17 protein-coding genes and 1 pseudogene are annotated in these 17,242 nt (G+C 67.8%); 8 read left to right on the top strand and 10 right to left on the bottom strand.

The annotated features are described in order from the left end of the window. The 3 genes and pseudogenes from Q1W68_RS01930 to Q1W68_RS01920 form a co-directional block, all read left to right on the top strand. Positions 1–236 (top strand): annotated as a pseudogene (locus tag Q1W68_RS01930) (amino acid ABC transporter permease); the annotation flags it as partial. 22 nt (positions 237–258) lie between these two features. Continuing rightward, the gene (locus Q1W68_RS01925; RefSeq protein ID WP_300654108.1) at positions 259–1,398 is read left to right on the top strand and encodes a succinylglutamate desuccinylase/aspartoacylase family protein; all 1,140 of its coding nucleotides are present in this window, start codon (positions 259–261) and stop codon (positions 1,396–1,398) included. A gap of 25 nt (positions 1,399–1,423) precedes the next feature. Then, a complete protein-coding gene (locus Q1W68_RS01920; RefSeq protein ID WP_300715494.1) occupies positions 1,424–2,224 on the top strand; it encodes an ATP-binding cassette domain-containing protein in 801 nt (266 codons plus the stop codon). Positions 2,225–2,229: 5 nt separating this feature from the next. Here the strand turns inward: Q1W68_RS01920 and Q1W68_RS01915 are convergent, their stop codons facing one another. Next, positions 2,230–4,716: a penicillin acylase family protein gene (locus Q1W68_RS01915; protein ID WP_300654113.1), complete on the bottom strand. Its 2,487-nt coding sequence runs from the start codon at positions 4,714–4,716 to the stop codon at positions 2,230–2,232. A 74-nt stretch (positions 4,717–4,790) separates the two neighbouring features. Next, positions 4,791–5,735 carry an adenylate/guanylate cyclase domain-containing protein gene (locus tag Q1W68_RS01910; RefSeq protein WP_300654115.1) on the bottom strand — a complete coding sequence of 315 codons (945 nt, stop codon included), beginning with the start codon at positions 5,733–5,735 and terminating at the stop codon, positions 4,791–4,793. Between the two features lie 324 nt (positions 5,736–6,059). Here Q1W68_RS01910 and Q1W68_RS01905 point away from each other — a divergent pair, with 324 nt between their 5' ends. Beyond that, entirely contained in the window at positions 6,060–6,395 is a 336-nt protein-coding gene (locus tag Q1W68_RS01905; protein ID WP_300654118.1) for a hypothetical protein, read from the top strand. 43 nt (positions 6,396–6,438) lie between these two features. Here Q1W68_RS01905 and Q1W68_RS01900 read toward each other — a convergent pair whose 3' ends face one another. Then, complete coding sequence (locus Q1W68_RS01900; RefSeq protein WP_300654121.1) at positions 6,439–7,371, bottom strand: LD-carboxypeptidase; 933 nt, start codon at positions 7,369–7,371, stop codon at positions 6,439–6,441. A gap of 30 nt (positions 7,372–7,401) precedes the next feature. Then, the gene (gene tadA / locus Q1W68_RS01895; RefSeq protein ID WP_300715493.1) at positions 7,402–8,787 is read right to left on the bottom strand and encodes a tRNA adenosine(34) deaminase TadA; all 1,386 of its coding nucleotides are present in this window, start codon (positions 8,785–8,787) and stop codon (positions 7,402–7,404) included. An 83-nt stretch (positions 8,788–8,870) separates the two neighbouring features. On the opposite strand from tadA, the gene opgC reads away from it, so the two are divergent. Continuing rightward, positions 8,871–10,025: an OpgC domain-containing protein gene (opgC, locus tag Q1W68_RS01890; protein ID WP_300715492.1), complete on the top strand. Its 1,155-nt coding sequence runs from the start codon at positions 8,871–8,873 to the stop codon at positions 10,023–10,025. Here opgC and Q1W68_RS01885 read toward each other — a convergent pair. Both Q1W68_RS01885 and Q1W68_RS01880 read right to left on the bottom strand, forming a co-directional pair. Then, positions 10,005–10,673 carry a GDSL-type esterase/lipase family protein gene (locus tag Q1W68_RS01885; protein WP_300651463.1) on the bottom strand — a complete coding sequence of 223 codons (669 nt, stop codon included), beginning with the start codon at positions 10,671–10,673 and terminating at the stop codon, positions 10,005–10,007. The two genes, opgC and Q1W68_RS01885, sit on opposite strands and share 21 nt — an antisense overlap. After that, complete coding sequence (locus Q1W68_RS01880; protein WP_300651465.1) at positions 10,670–11,296, bottom strand: FMN-binding negative transcriptional regulator; 627 nt, start codon at positions 11,294–11,296, stop codon at positions 10,670–10,672. The genes Q1W68_RS01885 and Q1W68_RS01880 overlap by 4 nt, the downstream gene beginning before the upstream one ends. A gap of 95 nt (positions 11,297–11,391) precedes the next feature. Between Q1W68_RS01880 and Q1W68_RS01875 the strand changes: the two genes are divergently transcribed. Beyond that, positions 11,392–11,958, top strand: coding sequence for a hypothetical protein (locus Q1W68_RS01875; RefSeq protein ID WP_300651468.1), 567 nt, complete (start codon positions 11,392–11,394; stop codon positions 11,956–11,958). A gap of 172 nt (positions 11,959–12,130) precedes the next feature. Then, a complete protein-coding gene (locus Q1W68_RS01870) occupies positions 12,131–12,961 on the top strand; it encodes a RibD family protein (protein ID WP_300651470.1) in 831 nt (276 codons plus the stop codon). Here Q1W68_RS01870 and Q1W68_RS01865 read toward each other — a convergent pair. Genes Q1W68_RS01865 through Q1W68_RS01850 form a run of 4 tightly spaced genes read right to left on the bottom strand, consistent with a single transcriptional unit; the run spans position 12,958 to position 16,360 of the window. After that, positions 12,958–13,854 carry a class I SAM-dependent methyltransferase gene (locus Q1W68_RS01865; RefSeq protein WP_300651472.1) on the bottom strand — a complete coding sequence of 299 codons (897 nt, stop codon included), beginning with the start codon at positions 13,852–13,854 and terminating at the stop codon, positions 12,958–12,960. The two genes, Q1W68_RS01870 and Q1W68_RS01865, sit on opposite strands and share 4 nt — an antisense overlap. Next, a complete protein-coding gene (locus Q1W68_RS01860) occupies positions 13,851–14,915 on the bottom strand; it encodes a glycosyltransferase family 4 protein (protein WP_300651474.1) in 1,065 nt (354 codons plus the stop codon). Before Q1W68_RS01860 ends, Q1W68_RS01865 begins: the two co-directional genes overlap by 4 nt. Further along, positions 14,912–15,346, bottom strand: coding sequence for a 6-carboxytetrahydropterin synthase (locus Q1W68_RS01855; RefSeq protein ID WP_300651477.1), 435 nt, complete (start codon positions 15,344–15,346; stop codon positions 14,912–14,914). The genes Q1W68_RS01860 and Q1W68_RS01855 overlap by 4 nt, the downstream gene beginning before the upstream one ends. 18 nt (positions 15,347–15,364) lie before the next feature. Next, on the bottom strand, positions 15,365–16,360 hold the full coding sequence (locus tag Q1W68_RS01850) for a dehydrogenase (RefSeq protein ID WP_300651480.1): 996 nt from the start codon (positions 16,358–16,360) through the stop codon (positions 15,365–15,367). An 82-nt stretch (positions 16,361–16,442) separates the two neighbouring features. Here Q1W68_RS01850 and Q1W68_RS01845 point away from each other — a divergent pair, with 82 nt between their 5' ends. After that, positions 16,443–17,240 carry a CDP-alcohol phosphatidyltransferase family protein gene (locus Q1W68_RS01845; protein WP_300651482.1) on the top strand — a complete coding sequence of 266 codons (798 nt, stop codon included), beginning with the start codon at positions 16,443–16,445 and terminating at the stop codon, positions 17,238–17,240. The last annotated feature ends 2 nt before the right edge of the window (positions 17,241–17,242 follow it).

The following is a 17,242-nucleotide window of genomic DNA, read 5'->3' as shown; positions in this document are numbered from 1 at the left end:
CGGCCTACAGCAACGAGGTGGTGATGATGCTGCACGCCACCAGCCTGGCCAGCACGGTGCCCGCCATGCTGGACGTGACCGCTGCGGCCAGCCGCATCTATTCCGATTTCTACCTGCCGTTCGAGGCCTACATCTTTGCGGCGGCCATTTACCTGACCATCACCTTCAGCCTGGTGGGATTGTTCAAGCTGGCCGAACGCCGGTTCCTTGCGCATCTGGCGCCCCGGGGGCATTGAGGCCGGTGGCCTGTGTTGAACCATGCAGCGCATCGAACACTCCTTGCTGAGCCCGAGCCTGGGCAGCCAGAAGACCCTGGTGGCTTTTCACTTCGGCACCCCAGGCGCCCGTCCCAAGGTCTACATCCAGGCCAGCCTGCACGCCGAAGAACTGCCCGGCATGCTGGTCGCGCACCACTTGCGTGAGCACCTGACCGCGGCCGACCAGGCGGGCCTTTTGCGCGGCGAGGTGGTTCTGGTGCCGGTGGCCAACCCGATCGGCCTGAGCCAGCGCCTGGACCACCGCGCCATGGGACGGTTTGAATTCGACACGGCGCAGAACTTCAACCGCCACTACCCGGACATGGCCGAAGCCGTTTTGGGTGAGGCCCGCACCCGCCTGGGCCCCGACGCGCAGGCCAATGTGGCCACCGTGCGCCGCCTGGTGGGAGCCTGGCTTGAACAATGGCAGCCCGCCAGCGAACTCGACAGCCTGCGTCGGCAACTGCTGCTGCTCGCCCACGACGCCGACCTGGTGCTGGATTTGCATTGCGATAACGACGCCGTGATCCACCTTTACAGTGAAGAGGCCTGCTGGCCGCCGCTCGAACCTCTGGCACGCTTGCTGGGCTGCCAGGCCGTGCTGTTGGCTCGCGAGTCGGGCGGCGGGCCCTTCGACGAACGCCTCTCGGGTCTGTGGTGGCAACTGGCCGCCGCCTTGCGCGCAGCTGGTGTGAACGCTCCCCTGCCCCAAGGCTGCGCCAGCGCCACGGTGGAGCTGCGTGGCGAGGGCGACGTGTCGCACGACCTGGCCCGCCAAGACGCCCAAGCCATCGTGGCCTTTCTCGCGCATGCGGGCGCCTTGGCCGCTTCTGGTGCGCCCCCGCTCCCGCCCATGGCCTGCAAGCCCACGCCACTGGCAGGCTCGCAGACCTTGCGTTCACCGGTCCCGGGTGTGCTGGTCTTTCTGGTACGGCCGGGCAACGTCGTGAACGTGGGCGATGTGGTTGCCGAGGTCATCGACCCGACCGCAGCCGACCTCGCGCGCGTGCACGAAGTGCGTGCCGAGGTGGCCGGCGTGCTCTACGCCACCGTGCGCGAACGCTACGTGGTCTCGGGCGGCGAGGTCGGCAAGATCGCTGGCTCCACACCCTTCCGCTCTGGCGACCTGCTGGGCGCTTGAACTTTCTTTCCATCGGGCATCGATCATGACTGCAGACCCCACCGCCAACCGAACGCCCGGCCGCCCCTTGCTGGAGGTCCACGACATCCACAAGCGATTTGGCTCCAACGAAGTGCTCAAAGGCGTGTCGCTGCAGGCACGCGCGGGCGACGTGATCAGCCTCATCGGCAGCTCTGGTTCAGGCAAGAGCACGCTGCTGCGTTGCATCAACCTTCTGGAGAATCCCAACACCGGCCGCATTATCCTGGCGGGCGAAGAGCTGCAGCTCAAAGCCGACAAGCGGGGCGAGCTCCGCGCGGTGAATGCCGCCCAACTGCAGCGCCTGCGCACCAAGCTGGCCATGGTGTTCCAGCACTTCAACCTCTGGGCCCACATGACGGTGCTGCAGAACATCATCGAAGCGCCGGTGAACGTGCTGGGCATCCCGAAAGACAAGGCGGTGGAGACCGCGCGCCGCTACCTGGAGCGCGTGGGCCTGCGCGGTGTCGAAGATCGCTACCCGTCGCACATGAGCGGCGGACAGCAGCAGCGCGTGGCGATCGCGCGTGCGCTGGCGGTGGAGCCCGACGTGATGCTGTTCGACGAACCCACCAGCGCGCTCGACCCCGAGCTGGTGGGCGAAGTGCTGCGCGTGATGAAGCTGCTGGCCGAAGAAGGCCGCACCATGGTGGTGGTCACGCACGAGATGGGTTTTGCGCGCGAGGTGTCCTCGCACCTGATCTTCCTGCACAAGGGCTGCATCGAAGAGCAAGGCGTGCCCGCCGAGGTGCTGGCGCGCCCGAAGAGCGAGCGGCTCGCCCAGTTCCTCTCAGGGAACCTGAAGTAGGCCCTTCAGGGCACGAGTTCCACCGTCGAGGTCCATTCACCGGGCTTCATCGAGAGCGACCGGTACGCCACCGCAGCCCAGGCCTTGCTCATGTCGCGGTAGCGGCTTGAGAACACATTGCCGCTCTGCCCGGTCTGGTAGATGAAGCGCGAATTGTCCAGGTCGGCCAGATCGTAGATGGCGCGCAGGCTGGCCGCATGCCGGTTGGCAAACGGCGCATCGGCTTTGTCCAGGTGGTACTGGCCCACGTTGACCGTGAACGGATCACCGCCCGTGGGTGTGCGCACCTCGAAGAACGGCGCCAGTGCCTTCACATTGCTCAGGGGCCGGTGAAGAGAAATCGCCGGGTGGGCGTCGGCCCAGCGCCAGGCGGCCACGTCATCACCGTGCGTCTTCTGCAGCTGGTCCAGCGCACGGTTCAGCGCCCTTGTGCTGGCGGCTTCGCAGCCCGCCGCGCCACACCACGCCTTGTCATCGCGCTCCAGAATGCCCTCCACCGCGTTGCGAAACAGGCGTTTGCCGTACAGCGACTCAAAGCGCGCCTGGCCCAGACGCTCACCCACCACCTGGCGCGTGAACGCGTCAACCCAGGCGGTGTAGATCAGCGGCGCGGCCAGTTCGGCGCGCATCTCGCCGTTGAAGTCCTTGAGTTGCGCTTGTGCGGGTGCGGCCAGCGGGTGGCTCGACGGTGTCCGTTGCAGGAACGGCAGCAGGCGGACCGTGGCGGCCGATTGCAGGTCGCCGTGCATGGCCTGGAACGACGCCACGGTGTGTTGCGGTGTGGCTTCCAGCAACGCTTCGATGCGCTCCTGGCGGTACGACGGCGCCCAGTCCTGCGTGAGGAAGTGCGGGTAGTCGGCGCCGTGGATGCGTTGGTTGGCGGTGGCGATCCATCCGCGTTCGCCTGCGCTCTGCGGCGTGTCTTCGTAAGGCAACCAGCCCGCCCAGTCGTAGCGTGCTTCCCAGCCGGGGGCCGGCGCCACGCCGCGGATGTCGTTGTCGGCCGAACGCACCGGCACCCTGCCCACCGCCTTGTAGGCAATGACGCCACGGCGGTCGGCCATCAGCACGTTCTGCATCGGCGAGTGGAAATCGGCAAAGGCCTTGGTGAGGTCGGCCACCGACTGCGCGCGGTTCGATTCGAGCGTGGCCACCACGTTGCGGTTGTCGGCGTCCAGGGCCGTCCAGCGCAAGGCCAGCACAAACCTGCCGGTGTCGATGAGCTCGCCGTGGCGCGCCTGCGCGTCGCTGAGCACCGGGCCATGGCGCGTGCTGCGCACCATGTGACTCACGTCGGGCTGGTTCTTCACGCGGATGGTTTCCATGCGCAGCTTGAAGTCGGCCCAGACCGGCTCGGTGGTGCTGCCCGGCACCCGGTACTGCGCCGGGTTGGCCGGGTTGATCTGTTCAATGTAGAGGTCCTGCACGTCCGGCCCGGTGTTGGTAAAGCCCCAGGCCACCTGCTCGGTGCGCCCCAGCACCACGAACGGCGTGCCTGGCAGGGTGGCGCCGATCACGTCCATGCCTTTCACGCCCTCGGCATCGGGCGCCTGCAGCCGCGCGAAATACCAGATGGCCGGCGCGCTCAAACCCAGGTGCGGATCGTTGGCCAGCAGGGGCATCCCCGTCTGGCTGCGGGCACCCGACACCACCCAGTTGTTGGATCCCTTGCCTTCGATGTTGCCCAGCTCCTGGGTCCAGCGCTCCATGTCGCGGCCAATGAGCCCTGCCAGGGTCTGTGGCTCGGGCGAGGCGTTGGATGTGGTCACCGGCCTCGGCCGGTACAGGCCGAGGCCGCGGTACAGCTTGGCCAGGTCGGCTGTGGCCGCGGGTGGTTCACCCGGGTACGGGGGGAACAGCTCCCACAGCGCAGGGGTATCGATGGACTGCAGGGCCGTGAGGCGCGCAAATTCGTTGCCCCAGTTGCCGCCCAGGTCCAGCGCCATCATGATGGACCAACCCACGCTGTCCAGCGGATCCCAGTAGCGCCCGGCCCGGGCCTCAGGCCCGGGGTCCACGCTCAGCAAAACAAACTCGGGCGACAGCGCCTGCGAGCTGTCTGCAAAGAACGCGTTGATGCCATCGCTGTAGGCCTGCAGCGCCAGCCGGGCGTCCGGCGGCAGCCCCTCCCACTGGCGCTGGGCGGCTTCGCGGATGCCCAGCGTGCGCATGAGCTTGTCGGTTTCCAGCGTGGCCGGACCCAGCACTTCCGAGAGCGCACCGCGCATCACGCGGCGGTTGAATTCCAGTTGCCAGCCCCGTTCCTGCGCGTGCACAAAACCCAGCGCTTTCCAGGCGTCGGTCGGTCGGCTCGCCAGGATGTGCGTCACGTCGCTGGCGTCGCGGTGCACCCTGACCGACCCAACCAGGCCGGTGACTTGCAGCCGACCATCCATTTTGGGCAGCGTACTTTGCGCATAAAACGCAGTGGCAGCCACGACGGCGACCAGCAGCACCACCAGGAGTTTGAAGAAGCCTTTCATCCAGCGCATGGTGTCTTCCTCGAGATTTTTGGCCAGGTTGCGCACCGCCAGCGACCGAGCGTCCTGGCCCGACCGGCGCACCCTCAGTTTCGAAGCGGCTTGCGGCCCAGCACCATGTTGCCGTTGACGAGCTTGAAGCTCACGGTGGGCGCGCTGAAATCGGTGAACGGTGCGCCCAGCGCGATCTCGCCATCGCTGTGCAACATGCATTCCTGCCTGCGCAGTGCGATCACGTTGTCGCCGCCGGCAAACCGCACCCAGGTGCCGTAGCTGCTGATGTCTTCGAGCACGTAGTTGCCGGAGCGGATGTCGATGCTGGTGTGCATGCGGGACACGCGGGGGTCGCTCACCACGAAGTCGGCCTCGGGCACCCGTCCGATTTTCAGGGGCAGTTCGGTCAGGCCAAAGCTGTGGGTGGTGTCCAGCCAGGCCAGCTCGATCCCGCCCATGCCCACATCCCTGGAAGGCATCAGCGCATGCAGGTCGGCGGGCAAGGTCAGGAACTCGGAAAGCATTTCCTGCTGCCACTCAATGCGGAAGACCTCGCAAGGTTCGGTTCGCCCTTTGATGCGCATGGGACCCAAGCTGCGGCTGCGCACCGGGGTGCGCGGACCCAGATCGCGCACCACGTTGTCGGTCGCGAGGATCTGCTCGCCACCCGCCAGATCGCTCAGGCGCGAAGCCAGGTTGACCGCGTCGCCGAAACAATCGCCATCCACGACGACGACCTGACCGCGCGCCATGCCGATCTGCATCATGAGTTTGAGGCGGTTGGGCCACTGGACCACGCGCTTGGCGTGCTCCTGCTGGATCTGCACCACCGCCTCGACCGCTTGGCGGTTGCTTGAAAAAGACAGCAACACGCCATCGCCCAGCATTTTGACAACGGTGCCCCCGTGCTCCATGCCCGTGGAGCCGATCCACTGGGTGAGCTTGGTCACCACCATCGTGGCGCGGTCGTTACCCAGTGTTTCAAACACCGAAACGCTGCCGGTCAAATCCACGAACGCAATTGTCAGTTCAGCCATAGAGCAAATGAATATCGAGCGGATTAGAGCACAGGCCCTCCGGTCAACTTCGTCACCAACAAATACGCCTGTTCAGATCGCTCACGCGCGCTGTTGCGTTCTTGTCAAACGCGAAAGTCGCTCAGGTATTAACACGCCGATGCCGAGTTCGTCCGAATGGATACAAAAGGTACTACTTACCTAAAGCGACTGATAAAAACCATCGCGTAAACCCTTGATTTGAATGTTGTTTTTCCAAGGGGATGCGACGTGCGGGATTGCGCAACCGTTGTGAGAGAACGTATCCTTGGCACGGATTCATAGATAAGTCGTTGAGGACACACCATGCGCTGGTTCAAACCCGGTATTCGCAACAGCATTTCTGCCCTGCTCGGGCCGGAAGTTCACCGGGATCCGGGCGAAGCGCTGGAGCCGGTGCGCAGGGCCATGCTCGACGTGCTGGGTGAAGACGGTGCACAAATCAATCCGCAACTGGTGCGTCGACTGAAATACCTCCACGACCCCCATGCGTTGTGGTTTGCCCGTGCAGAAATGGTGGCCGTGTTGAGTCAGTTGCACGGTGAGGCCTTGGCGGTGCACCGTGTCCAGAGCCTCTCACCGATCTTTCAGGGTCTGGTGCCCAAGAGCCTGATCGATTCTTCGCGCCTGCGCACGCGCTGAGCAGCCTCCGGCATCCCGGCGGCCCTGCGCTCCCCTGCCGGGCTCAACCCCAGTAAATCAGGGCGTCTCGCCCTGCCACCATCAGGTCAACCTTCTGGCCCACGGGCAGCAGCACCTTGGTGGGCACGTGTCCGAACGGCAAGCCCGTGAACACAGGGGTCTTGGTCTTGGTGCGCAACCAGTCCACCACCGTTTGAAGTTTGAAGCCGCGGTCGTAACCGGGCACCAGCGTGAATCGGTTGAACGATCCCATCAGCACCGCCTTCTGCCGCCCGAGGATGCCGGCATTGAGCAACTGCGTGAGCTGGCGCTCGATGCGGTAGGGGTGTTCGTTGGTGTCTTCCAGGAACAGGATGCCGCCCGAGATGGCGGGCAGGTGGGGCGTGCCCACGAGTGAGCAGATCACGCTGAGGTTGCCGCCCCACAGCGTGGCCGAACGCACGCGCAGTTCGGGCTCCGCGTCCGCCTTGGCGGGCTTCATGACCGTGAGGTCCGAGGCCGGCAGCCGCCAGCCAGCGCCTTCACCGTGCCCGGCCAGCAGGTCGTCAAAACACGCTTCCATGATGTCGTCCGGCGCCTCGGCACCGAAGTCTTCGCCCAGGGCCGGGCCGGCCCAGGTGCAGGCCCCGGTTTTGGCCAGCAGGGCCATCTGCAGGGCGGTGAAATCGCTCAGGCCCACGAACTGCGTGCCGCTTTCAATCGCCTTGGTGAGCTTCTTGAACGGCAGTTCAGCCAGGATGCGGGTGAGCCCGTATCCGCCACGCGAAATGAGCGCCACGTCGGCGCCGCTGGCGGCGGCGCGGCCGATGGCGGCGAGGCGGCTTTCGTCGTCACCAGCAAAGCGCATGTGGCTGGTGAGTGCCGCTTCATCGATTTCGACCTCGTGCCCCAGGGCTTTGAGCCTCGCCACGCCTCGGCGGTACGCAGCCTTGTCGCGCACCGCGCTGGAGGGGGAATAGATGTAGATGTGGCTCATGGGTTCGGGTGCAGCAAAAGACGATGATTATCAAGGTGCTGCAACACCGAAATGGCGCACAGCCGCTTGGGCAATGGCCTCGCCATGCTCCTGCACAAAATGCCCGGCCTGGGGCAGCAGCATCGGCTCGGGGCAGTGGCGGATCGAGTCGCGCAAGGCTCGCATCACCGGCTCGCCCAGCACCGGGTCTTGCTGGCCGATGGCCATGAAACTCTGCCCCGTCCACTGGTGGGACCAGAAGGTCTGCGCCTGGCGGCTGATGGCCGCACCATCGTCGTCCAGATGCTCCGGAACCTTGGCTGGAAAAGCGCGAAGGGCTGCGCGGTGACCTTTGTCGGGAAACGGCGCGTTGTAGGCCTCGCACTCGTCGGCGCTCATCTGCGGATTGCCTCGCGCAAACAGGCGGGCCACGTCGAACGCCGGGTTCTGCGCGCACATGGTCCGCCAGGCCAGAAAGCCGGGCGACAAAGGCGTCTCGCCGGTGGCCAGGGTGGTGTTCATCACGAGCAGACCGCGGTAGCGCTCGGGTGCGTGCATGGGCAGCGTGAGGCCGAGCAGGCCACCCCAATCCTGAACCACCAGCACCACGTTGCGCAAGTCGAGCCGCTCGATGAATTCGAGCAGCGCCTGACGGTGCCAGCTGAAGGTGTGCGCGCTGTCTTTCTTGGGTTTGTCACTGCGACCAAAGCCGATCAGGTCGGGCGCTATCACCCGGGCGCCGCTGGCCAGGAACACCGGAATCATCTTGCGGTAGAGGTAGCTCCAGGCCGGGTTGCCGTGCAGGCAGAGCCAGGTGATGGGGGCTTGCCGGAGGCCTTCGTCCAGGTAATGCATGCGCCAGCCGCCCAGCGCGGGCAGGTCGCTCAGGTAGTGGGGTGGCCAGGGGTAGCCGGGCAAGTCGTTGAAGCGGTCGTCGGGCGTGCGCAGCGCGTCGTCGCGCAAGGGATGCTGGTTCACACGTCGCTCCTTGAAAAATCCGCGCAGCAGATCGGCCGCCTCGGTGGCCAGCACACCGCCCTGCACCGTGGTCTGGTGGTTGAGCTGGCTGTGTTCAAACAGGTTGAGCACCGAGCCGGCCGCGCCGGTCTTGGGGTCGGCCGCGCCAAAGACCACCCGCGCCAGCCGCGCGTGCAGCATGGCGCCGCTGCACATGGCGCAGGGCTCCAGCGTCACGTACAGGGTGCAGCCGTCGAGACGGTAGTTGCCCAGCACTTGCGCTGCGGCGCGCAAGGCCACGATCTCGGCGTGTGCTGTGGGGTCATGGCCTTCAATCGGCGCGTTGCGCCCGGTGGCGATCACCCGCCCGTCTTTCACCACCACCGCGCCCACCGGCACCTCGCCGCTGTCAGCGGCAGCGCGGGCTTCGGCCAAAGCCAGGCGCATGAAATCGTCGTCGTTCAGGGTGAGTTCGGGCATGGCGGCGAGTGTAGGACAGCGCCCCGACGCGCACGGAATTGGCCGCCCCTCTGGCATGATCGCGGGTTGTTCTGGTTTTCCCTATGTCCACGCCCCTCCTCCACCCCTCCAGCCGCCGCTGGGAGCTCGACGCCCTGCGGGGTCTGATGCTCGTGCTGATGACGCTGACCCACATGCCGACGATGTTCTCGTTGCCATCGGGCCAGCCGTTCGGCTTCGTGTCGGCGGCGGAGGGCTTTGTGTTCCTGTCGGCTTACATGGCCGGCCGCGTCTACGGCAAGCGCGCCCGCCGCGATGGCCTGGAGGCCATGCAGAGCGCGTTCCATGAGCGTGCGCTCAAGCTCTACCTGTGCCAACTGGCCCTGCTGCTGCTCGCCTTCACCGTCATCGCGTGGCTGGGCGTGCACAACCGCCAGGGCGGCGTCACCGGCCTGCTGGAGTACTTCTTCATCGACAAGCCGGCGGCGGCGGTGGGGGCCGCGCTGTTGCTGTACAACCCGCCGCTGCTGGACATCCTGCCGCTGTACATCGCCCTGATGCTGTTGAGCCCGTGGCTGCTGCGCCGCGGTCTGCGCGCGGGTTGGCAGGGTGTGCTGGCGATCAGTGGTTTGCTCTGGCTGGCAGAACAATGGGGCCTGGGGCAGGCGCTGTACGAACTCACCGCGAACGCCACCGGCCTGCCCATTCCCTACAAGGACATGGGCGCTTTCCACTGGCTGGCCTGGCAGGCGTTGTGGGTGGTGGGCCTGTGGCTGGGCGCCCGCGAGCAGCCGCTGCCGCGTTTTCCGCTCTGGCTCGTGGTCCCGGCGGCGGTGTACGCAGCGGGCATGCTGCTGTGGCGCCACATGGTGGGGCAGGACCCGATGCCTGGCGTGCCCGCCATCGCCATGCTGCTGGACAAATGGACGCTCGGCCCGCTGCGCGTGCTGAACTTCGCCAGCGTCTTCGTGCTGCTGGTGACCTTCGGCCCGTGGTTGAAGCAGGTCATGCCGCGTCCGTTGCCGCTGGAACTTCTCGGTCGGCATTCGCTGCCGGTGTTCTGCGCCCACATCGTGATCGCCCTGTTCACGCTGGCCTTCTTCGGCTCCACCCAGGTGGTGCGACCCTGGAGCACCGATGTGGTGCTGGTCGCCGGCGCGTTGGCGGGCCTCTTCGCCGTGGCGATGGCACTGCAAGCGCACGAGCGCAGCGGCTGGCGTCTGGCGTTGGGGTTTCGTTCAGGGCCGCAAGTGCGCTGACACGATCTGGCGCCACAGGCCGTAGCCCTCGGCGCTCAGGTGCAACTGGTCGCGCACAAACAGCTCGGGCCGCGGACGGCCGTCGTTGTCCAGCATGGCGGTGTGCACATCGATGTAGTCCAGGTTGTCGTGCTGCAGCACGTGGGTCTGGATCAACAGGTTGGCTTCGCGCATGGTGGCCATGAACGCCAGGCGTGACGGGCTGGGCTTGATGGCCATGTAAGCCACGCGCGTGGCCGGCAAGGCCGCCTGCACCTGCCGCACGAAGCGCTGGAAATGCGCCAGCAACTCCACCGGAGTCACCCCTTCGTGGATGTCGTTCTCACCCGCGTACAGCACCACCAGGCGCGGCTGGTAGGGCAGCACCAGCCGGTGCACCAGGTCGGCGCTCTCGGACAGGCGCGAGCCCCCAAAGCCGCGCTTGATCACCACGGGTTGGTCGGCAAAGGCGGTTTCCAGCCCGGTCCAGAAACGGATCGACGAACTGCCGACGAACAGAACGCCGCCGGGCGGCGGCATCTGCAAGCGGTCGGCTGCGGCGAAGGCATCGAGTTCCTTTTTCCAGCGCTGCTCGGCCGGGAGGGTCTGGGCCCAGAGGGTTGCCGGCAGCAGCGCAGCGGCCAGCAGCAACCAACCGCGACGTCTCATGCGCCCTGCCCTGTCAGGCCCAGGCGGCGCATCCAACCGGCCAGGGCTCGCTCGTTTTCGTTGCCGGCGTCGTAGGTCGCCACCATGGCCGCATGCGACTCGGGCCGGTGCTGGTTGAGTTTGACCTTGCACTGCAGCTCGGTCACGCGCAGCTCGAACGCGTGGATGCCGCCCATCATCTTGTGCTGGTAGTCCTCGGGCAGCGCACGCCACTGCGGGTCGTAGGCCGGGTCGTGGTCGTGGATCAGGTGCTTGAGCAACCGGTCCTTGTCGTCGAACGATTCGATGAACGTCACCTGCACCCGGGCGTGCACGGCGAGGTAGCTCCAGGTCGGGACGCGGGTGAGATCGGGGTAGACGCGCGGCGTCATGTAGGCCTGCGGGCCCTGAAACACCACCAGGGCGGCGCTGCGCTGGCGCAAAAAGCCCGCGTGTGGGTTGGGCCGGGCCACATGGCCCAGCAGCGTGAGGCCTCCCTCTTCTTCCACCAGGTGCAGCGGCAGCGGCGTGACGAATGGGAAGCCCTCGTCGTCGGTAGAGACCAGGCTGGCGAAGGGGTGCGCGCGCATGAGTTCGCGGGCGATGGCGGGATCTTTGGCATCGAACTGTGGCGGCAGGTACATGGCGGCCTCTGGTGGGCGTGGATTCGGCGGGCGTTGGGGGGAGCCGCAGTGTATTCCCGCACCGCAAAACCGGGCGCCGGTGGGATGATGCGCGCATGTCTTTCATGAACCACCCCGCGTTTCAGAGCCTGGTGCTGCCCTTCGTGCTGGCGTTCGCCATCAGTGCACTCCTGCGTCCCCTGGGTCTTCGCTGGGCGGCGCTGGGTGCCGCGCTCGGGCTCGTGCTGGCCATGGCCGTCTGGCCGGGGTTCGGCTGGCCGGTCGCTGCGCGCGCGCAGATGCTGCCCTGGCTTGCGCTTGCCACCACGCTGCTGGCCGCCCTGGCCACCGCCCTGCAGGCGCCCGGGACGCGGGCCATGGGTCGGCGCAATGGCCTGTTGGCCACGTTGTCGCTGACGTTCGCCGCCTTCGGACTGGCCGCCTGGGGTGCGCTCGGTGGCTCGTTGCTGCTGGCGCAGCTGGCCTTGATGCTGGCCACGGTGTGTGGTGTGGCGGTGCTGTGGGCCTGGCGCGCCGTGTCGGCGTCTCCCGTGTCGTTGCTGCCCTTGCTGCTCACCGGCATCGGCATTGCGCTGTGTCTGGCCTGGCTGCCGGGGGCTGCGCCCGGCGCAGCGGACGGAGCCGGCTCCGACGACCCCTACTACGCGCCCCAGTGGAAATAGGGTTTCAAATGGACCGTTCGTCAAGTCGAGGGGTTTTCCGGGATTGGCGCGCGCATCGGGATGGCGATGCGATGATGGTTTGATGGTCGCGTCTGTGCAAGCCCTTCTCTCCCCTTCGGCACTCGAACCCGTCAGTGATGTTCCGGACGATTGGGCCCCGCTGTGGCTGCGCATGCTGCGCGCTCGCGATGGCGCACCCACCCCGCAGCTGAACCACCGGCCCGACCACGGCTGGTGGATCGATGAGTCGATCAGCGCGCAAGCCTGCGCCTTGTTCGAGCTGTACAAACCTTTGCTCGATGCGCGCGCGCGCCAGCGCGGCCCTCGCGGCCACGGACCCTGGGTGGTGGCCCAGCTGGGACAAAGCCTGGACGGCTTCGTCGCCACACTCACGGGCGACTCGTACTACGTCAACGGACCGCATTGCCTGCTGCACCTGCACCGCCTGCGTGCGCTGTGCGATGCCGTGCTGGTGGGCGCCGGCACGGTGGCCATCGACAACCCGCAACTCACCACCCGCCGGGTGCCCGGGCCACAGCCGGTGCGGGTGGTGCTGGACCCCACCGCCCGGCTGGACGGGCTGTCGCGCGTGTTTCGCGATGGCCAGGCGCCGACCCTGTGGGTGTGTGACAGCCAGCATGCCGAGCAAGCGCGCTCACGCCTCCGGCAGGCGCCTGCGCGGGCCGAGGTGGTGGCGGTCGCCGGTCTTCTGGTCAACGACAGCACAGGCGCCTACCACCCACAGAAGGTGGTGGCGGCGCTGGCGCAGCGCGGCTTGCGCCTGCTGTTTGTTGAAGGGGGGGGGATCACCGTCTCCCGGTTTTTCACCGCCGGCGCGCTGGACCGTTTGCACCTGGTGGTGGCGCCCGTGCTCATCGGCAATGGGCGCCGCGGCTTGCAGGCGCCTGCCCACGCGGTGATGGCCGACTGTCCCCGGCCCCGCGCCCGCACGGTCGCGCTGGGCGAAGACATGCTCTGGGACCTGGAGCTGCGTTCGTCCTAGCCGGGGAGGGCCAGCAAGTCGATGTGGCCCACGCGCAGTTGGCCTTGCGGTGCCAGGGCCAGGCGCCGGCGCCGCCAGGCCCCCACTGTTGTGGCTGACGCCCGTGACTGTTCTTGGGCCGCCTGTGCCATGCCCTCGATCAACGCGCCTTGCATGGCCTGGGCTTGCGGGCCCGCGCCGCCGTCCACCCACCAGTCGCTGCTGGCCGTGAACACCCGGTAGCCCGCTGCTTCCAGTGCCCGCCGCAACACGGCCACCGCCTGCGACCCCAACGCGAGTCCCAGGCCCTTGTCCTGCCGCTGGTGTTCCGCAAACAACCTGTCCACGGTGGCGTCTGCCGGGTCTTCGGGCGTCCACCCATGACGGCCATCCACATTCAGGCTCATGAGCAAAGCGACGCCCGACGCCGCGCTGGCCGCCACCAGCCGGTGCAGCCAGGCGGTGCCCACGAGGTCGAGCAAGGCCGAGGCGGTGACCAGATCGGCCGCGTGCCAGGGCAAGGTTTCCAGGCCCGCCATCAGATCCATCGGTTGCCGCACGATGCCGATCTCAAAACCCGGGCCGGCGAAGGACAACGGCTCATGCAGGCCCGCGTCGCTGCCCGTGTGGGCGCCCTCCACCGCCGCCAGGCGTTCGGGCCAGCAATGCAGCAAATCCGCGTCGTGGTCCACCACCAGCCATTGCTGCGCGCCGCCCAGCCGGGGCGCCAGCCAGCGCAGGTTGGCGCCGGTGCCGCAGGCCAGGTCGATCACGCGCAGGGGTCGGGTCGGAGACGATCGCAGCGAGGCCAGCCGCTTCTCCAGCTGGAGCTCCATGGCTGCGGCGCTGCGCGCTGCGGCGTCGAAGGGCTCGCGCATCTGGAGCCAGTCGGCACTGAAGGTCGCCGTGCTCATTCGGCGCCCTCCAACACCGTCGCAAACCGGGCCGCCTGCGTGGGCCAGGTCGGCAGGCGCGCGGCGGCTGCCCGCGCACCCGCCGCCAGGCGCTCTCGCAACGCGGCATCGGACAGCACCTGCGCCAGCGCAGCCTGCAGCGGCGCCACCTCACCGGCCGGCACTTGAAGGCCGGCCTCGGTGGGCAGTGTCTGCGCGAGCGCTCCGGCGTTGCTGGCCACCACCGGCAGTCCGTGCGCCAGGGCTTCGGTGATCACCATGCCGAAGCCTTCGTGCAGCGAGGCCAGCACGAACACGTCGGCCGCGGCGAAGTGGTCGATCAGCGCCTGCGCATCCACCTCCCCGTGCCATTGCACACGCTCGCCCAGCGGTGCGGCCTGGGTCTGCAGTCGGGTCGCGGTGTCCGGGTCGCGCGTGGCGGTGCCGACGTTGTGCAGCGTCCAGTCCAGGTGGGTCAATCCGGCCAGCGCCTGCAGCAGCAGCGCGTGGCCTTTGCGGGCGGTGAGCGTGGCGACACACAGCAGGCGCAGCGGCCCGTGGCGTTGGGCGCGCGTCGAGGCGGATTTCACGCGGTCGGTGCCGGGCTCCACCACGGCGATCCGTGCGGGGGGCACGCCCATGGCGGCCACATCCAGCGCGGTGCTCGGGCTGGTCACCACCACCGAGTGTGCATGCCGCAGTGCCCGTGTCTCTTCGTCCAGCAGGTGCCGACGCGCGTCGTCCAGCAAACCGGTTTCCAGGTGCAGCGGATGGTGCACCAGCGCGACCCAGCGAAGGCGCGCCGCGTGCAGCGCCACCACCGAGCCCAGGGCTCCGAAGGCCAGGCCATCGGCCACCACCAGCGTGCCATCGGCCAGCGAGGCCACCTTCTCTTCGGCGGCGGCCAGCGCCACCGCGTCGGGGAGCGGCCAGGTGCCACCGAGCGACCACACGTCAACCCGCCAGCCGGTTGCGCGCAGGGCCAACACCAGCCGGCGGTCGTAGGTGTAGCCACCGGTGGGTGTGTTCCAGTCACCCGGGATCAAAAAGCAGCAGGCGCGCTGGCCTGGCAAGGCGCTCACGCGGTTGCGCGCACCGGCACAGCGCCTTCATAAGAGGCCCACGCCACGTGCGATTCGTTCAAGGTCACACGGATGTGCTGCACGCCGGCCGAACCGGCCGACGGCAAGGCGTTGGCGCCCAGCGCACCCGCGGCCATGCGCGCGGCCACGCGGTCGAAGATCAGGCGGGCCAGGAATTCGGTGGTGGTGTTGCGGCCCTTGAACTGCGGCTCTTCGTCGAGGTTGCGGAAGTTGAGCGAGGCGAGTTCTTCGCGCAGCACCTGCGTGGCCAGGCCGATGTCGACCACGATGCCGTCGGCGTCCAACGCCTCGCGGCGCAGCTCCAGGTCGACCACATAGGTGGCGCCGTGCATGCGCTGCGCGGGGCCGAACACGGCGCCCTGGAAACTGTGGGCGATCATGAAATGGTCTCTGACGTTGACGGCGTACATGGTGGGGTTCTCTTTTCTTCAGATGGGGTGGTCGATGCGGTGGCAGAGCGTGTCGGCAGCGCCGGTTGAGAGGCGCTCCAGCACGGTCGGCAGTTCATGAAACGGTGCGCTGTGCGTGATCAGGCGGTCCAGCACCGGGTCGGTGAGCAGGGACAACGCGAGTTCAACGCGTCGGCGGTGACTCCAGCGTCCGCGCTGCGCGGTGGCCACCTGGCCAACTTGCGAGCTTTTGAGTGTGAGGCGCTGGGAGTGGAAAGCCTCACCCAGCGGCACGCTGATGGATCGGCTGCCGTACCAGCTGAGTTCGAGCACGGTGGCCTCAAAAGCGGCGAGCCGCAGCGCCGTGGCCAGGCCCGCACCCTGGCCGCTGGTGTGCACCACCAGATCGGCTTCGGCCCGCGCGTCGCCCGGCAGGGCGAAGCCGGCACCGAGTGCCCGGGCCACGTCGGCGCGGCCGGACTCGGTGTCGACCACCTGCACCTCGCAGCCCGGCAGCCGCGCCGCCAGCCAGGCCACCAGCAGGCCCAGCGTGCCGCCGCCGACCACGGTGATGCGGTCGCCCAGGCGCGGTGAGGCGTCCCACAGCGCGTTGATGGCGGTTTCCAGGTTGGCCGCCAGCACGGCGCGCGCGGGCGGAACGCCGTCCGGCAAGGGCACCACGGCGTGGGCCTGCACCTGGAACACGGTCTGGTGCGGGTACAGGCAGAACACGGCACGGCCCAGCAGATCGGCGGGGCCGGCCTCGACCACACCCACGTTGACGTAGCCGTATTTCACCGGACCCGGGAAGTCACCCACCTGGAACGGCGCGCGCATGCGCTGTGCCTCGCTGGCGGGCACCTCGCCCCGAAACACCAGGCCTTCAGTGCCCCGGCTCACACCGGTGTGCAGGGTGCGCACACGCACCTCGCCGTCGGCCAGCGGCGGCAGTGTTTCTTCGCGGATCTCGGCGCGGCCGGGCGCCACGGTCCAGCAGGCGCGAGCGGTGATGTGGGCGGGTGAAGCGGAGGCCATGAACGAAAAGGGATATGCCGTGTCAGACAGGTCGTGCGTGCCATGATCAACGCGACCGGCAGCCCATCTTATGTTGCAGACGATGAAAACCGCAGGCAGCCCAGCCTTTACGCCCCAGCCCCGACAGGACATCGCAGACCGCCAAGGCCTGGCGCGCGATGCTGCGCGCGATCTCTTGGCGGTCGCCGCGCTGGTGCTGCTCATGGCCCTGACGATGGCCAGTGCCGCGGGCTTGGGATGGGACTTCGCGGCCAAGGCCCTGCTGGTGTTTGCCTTCGGTGCCTGCCTGGTCTGGCGCGCGCTGGGCACGCATCCCCACGCCCGCTTTGGCCCCGCCAACCGGGTGACGCTGGCCCGCCTGGGGGCCATGGCCTTGATGGCCGCGCTGGTGGGCGAGGCTTTTCCCCGCACCCCGCTGGCGGCCGTGCCCACTGCCGCGTGGTGGCTGGTGGTCGCGGCCACGCTCACCGCACTGCTCGACGCGGTGGACGGGGCACTGGCGCGGCGCAGCGGCCTGGCCAGTGCCTTCGGCGCGCGCTTCGACATGGAAACCGACGCTGCATTCACCCTGGTCCTGTGTGCGCTGGTGGTGCAGGCCGGCCAGGCCGGGCCCTGGATTCTCGCCAGCGGGCTCATGCGCTACGCCTTCGTGGCGGCGGCCTTGGTCTGGCCCTGGTTGAATGGTCCCTTGCAGCCCAGCAAGCGCCGCCAGACGGTGTGCGTGGTGCAGATCACCACGCTCATCGTCTGCCTGGGCCCCATCGTGCCGCCGGCGCTGGCCAGTGCGCTGGCCGCGGTCAGCCTGGCCTTGTTGACCCTGTCCTTCGCCATCGACGTGCGAACCCTGGCGCGGCAGCGCCCCACCCCACCGGAGACCTGAAC

The sequence above is a fragment of the Hydrogenophaga sp. genome (genome assembly GCF_030158645.1).
GTDB lineage: Bacteria > Pseudomonadota > Gammaproteobacteria > Burkholderiales > Burkholderiaceae_C > Hydrogenophaga.
Note: the sequence above shows the minus strand (reverse complement) of the source record. Positions and strands in the feature narration are given on the sequence as shown.

Coding starts and splice junctions, on each gene's coding strand:
- Q1W68_RS01920 (WP_300715494.1), top strand. CDS start 1,424: ATGACTGCAGACCCCACCGCCAACCGAACGCCCGGCCGCCCCTTGCTG.
- Q1W68_RS01850 (WP_300651480.1), bottom strand. CDS start 16,360: ATGGCCTCCGCTTCACCCGCCCACATCACCGCTCGCGCCTGCTGGACC.
- Q1W68_RS01855 (WP_300651477.1), bottom strand. CDS start 15,346: ATGTACGCCGTCAACGTCAGAGACCATTTCATGATCGCCCACAGTTTC.
- Q1W68_RS01875 (WP_300651468.1), top strand. CDS start 11,392: ATGTCTTTCATGAACCACCCCGCGTTTCAGAGCCTGGTGCTGCCCTTC.
- tadA (WP_300715493.1), bottom strand. CDS start 8,787: ATGCCCGAACTCACCCTGAACGACGACGATTTCATGCGCCTGGCTTTG.
- Q1W68_RS01865 (WP_300651472.1), bottom strand. CDS start 13,854: ATGAGCACGGCGACCTTCAGTGCCGACTGGCTCCAGATGCGCGAGCCC.
- Q1W68_RS01900 (WP_300654121.1), bottom strand. CDS start 7,371: ATGAGCCACATCTACATCTATTCCCCCTCCAGCGCGGTGCGCGACAAG.
- Q1W68_RS01915 (WP_300654113.1), bottom strand. CDS start 4,716: ATGCGCTGGATGAAAGGCTTCTTCAAACTCCTGGTGGTGCTGCTGGTC.
- opgC (WP_300715492.1), top strand. CDS start 8,871: ATGTCCACGCCCCTCCTCCACCCCTCCAGCCGCCGCTGGGAGCTCGAC.
- Q1W68_RS01910 (WP_300654115.1), bottom strand. CDS start 5,735: ATGGCTGAACTGACAATTGCGTTCGTGGATTTGACCGGCAGCGTTTCG.
- Q1W68_RS01845 (WP_300651482.1), top strand. CDS start 16,443: ATGAAAACCGCAGGCAGCCCAGCCTTTACGCCCCAGCCCCGACAGGAC.
- Q1W68_RS01905 (WP_300654118.1), top strand. CDS start 6,060: ATGCGCTGGTTCAAACCCGGTATTCGCAACAGCATTTCTGCCCTGCTC.
- Q1W68_RS01880 (WP_300651465.1), bottom strand. CDS start 11,296: ATGTACCTGCCGCCACAGTTCGATGCCAAAGATCCCGCCATCGCCCGC.
- Q1W68_RS01870 (WP_300651470.1), top strand. CDS start 12,131: ATGCTGCGCGCTCGCGATGGCGCACCCACCCCGCAGCTGAACCACCGG.
- Q1W68_RS01925 (WP_300654108.1), top strand. CDS start 259: ATGCAGCGCATCGAACACTCCTTGCTGAGCCCGAGCCTGGGCAGCCAG.
- Q1W68_RS01885 (WP_300651463.1), bottom strand. CDS start 10,673: ATGAGACGTCGCGGTTGGTTGCTGCTGGCCGCTGCGCTGCTGCCGGCA.